The sequence below is a fragment of the Pseudomonas sp. GW821-FHT01C01 genome (assembly GCF_059422645.1).
The window spans coordinates 1-574 of the sequence record NZ_JBWKXF010000121.1 but is presented as its reverse complement, the minus strand read 5'-3'; the positions used below and the strand labels follow the sequence as shown (position 1 = coordinate 574).

The 574-nt window shown below is 55.4% G+C and carries 1 protein-coding gene; it reads left to right on the top strand.

The window, feature by feature from the left end; translation table 11 throughout:
- Positions 1-77: 77 nt before the first annotated feature.
- A partial coding sequence (locus AC07XF_RS28990; protein ID WP_495029254.1) for an IS110 family RNA-guided transposase occupies positions 78-574 on the top strand: 497 nt, incomplete at its 3' end.

Genomic DNA, 574 nt, shown 5'->3' with positions numbered 1-574 from the left:
CTAATGAAATGGCTACCCCCTGACACCCTGTGATCGCTCTCTAAACTTTCACAGGGTGTCTTTCGGAGGCCATTGCCATGAACAACGTTGCTATTGTCGCTATCGATCTAGGGAAACATACCTTCCATCTGCATGCGCAAGATGATCGCGGTCATGAGCTCTACCACAAGAAATTCAATCGCACAGGTCTGGTCAGGTACTTGGCCAACCTTGAACCGTGCACGGTGGCGATGGAGGCCTGTGGTGGCGCCCACTACATGGCGCGAGAAGCAGCAAAATGGGGGCATGTGCCCAAGCTCATTGCCCCCCATCTCGTGCGTCCCTACGTAAAAAGCAACAAGAACGACTTTGCCGACGCCATGGCGATTTGCGAAGCGGCGAGCCGTCCGACCATGCGTTTTGTGTCCCCTAAAACCGAAGCGCAACAAGCGCTGGCCATGCTCAATTCGCAACGTGACGCCTACATCAAGGAGCGTACGGCCAGCGTCAATCGGATTCACGCCGGTCTTTTAGAGGTCGGTATCAGCCTGTCCCCAGGCTTTCACGCCATCAAGGAACTGCCAGCGCTGCTGGA